This is a genomic window from Streptomyces sp. CO7 (genome assembly GCF_053474865.1).
On record NZ_JBRIOU010000002.1, the window covers coordinates 1,599,614 to 1,600,869 of the forward strand.

A 1,256-nucleotide genomic window follows, 5' to 3' on the forward strand; every position below is an offset into this window, starting at 1 on the left:
CTCCCAGCCTCCGACGAGCCAGCCGCCCACCTCCCAGCCTCCGCGCCAGAAGGTGGACAACCCGTACGTCGGCGCCAAGGGGTACGTGAACCCGGACTGGTCCTCCAAGGCTGCCGCCGAGCCGGGTGGTTCCAAGGTCGCCAACCAGCCGACCGGTGTCTGGGTGGACCGGATCGCCGCGATCAACGGCGCGAACGGAGCGATGGGCGTCCGCGCCCACCTGGACAAGGCTCTGGAGCAGAAGGGCTCCGGCGAACTGGCGATCCAGTTCGTGATCTACAACCTGCCCGGCCGTGACTGCTCCGCACTGGCCTCCAACGGCGAACTCGGCCCGACGGAGATCGACAAGTACAAGACGCAGTACATCGACCCGATCGCCGCGATCTTCAAGGACCCGAAGTACGCGGGCCTGCGGATCGTCACGACGATCGAGGTGGACTCGCTGCCCAACCTGATCACCAACGTGTCCGGCCGTGACACCTCGGTGGCCATGTGCGACACCATGAAGAGCAACGGGAACTACGTCAAGGGCGTCGCCTACGCGCTCAAGACGCTCGGCGCCATCCCCAACGTCTACAACTACGTGGACGCCGGACACCACGGGTGGCTGGGCTGGGACACCAACCTGGGCCCGACGGTCGACCTGTTCAAGACCACGGCCACCACCGACGGCGCCCAGCTGTCGAACGTGCACGGCTTCATCGTGAACACGGCCAACTACAGCGCCCTGAAGGAGCCGTACTTCAAGGTCACCGACTCGGTGAACGGCACGTCCGTGCGTCAGTCCAAGTGGGTGGACTGGAACCAGTCCGTCGACGAGGTCACCTACGCGCAGATGCTGCGGGACAAGGCGATCTCGGCCGGCTTCCCGAGCAACATCGGCGTTCTGATCGACACCTCCCGTAACGGCTGGGGCGGCACCGCGCGTCCCACCGCCGCGGGCCCGACGACCAGTGTCGACGCCTACGTGAACGGCGGTCGCGTCGACCGTCGTATCCACCTGGGCAACTGGTGCAACCAGTCCGGTGCCGGTCTCGGCGAGCGTCCGAAGGCCAGCCCCGAGCCGGGCATCGACGCCTACGTCTGGATGAAGCCGCCGGGTGAGTCCGACGGCGCCAGCCAGGTGATCGACAACGACGAGGGCAAGGGCTTCGACCGGATGTGCGACCCGACCTACACGGGCAACGCGCGCAACGGCAACAGCATGTCCGGGGCGCTGCCCAACGCGCCGCTGTCCGGCAAGTGGTTCTCGGCCC

The 1,256-nt window shown here is 67.1% G+C and carries 1 protein-coding gene; it reads left to right on the top strand.

All coding sequences use genetic code 11. The features are described from left to right. The coding region (locus ACOV8S_RS09380; protein WP_448317244.1) for a glycoside hydrolase family 6 protein at positions 1-1,256 on the top strand (1,256 nt) is incomplete at both ends.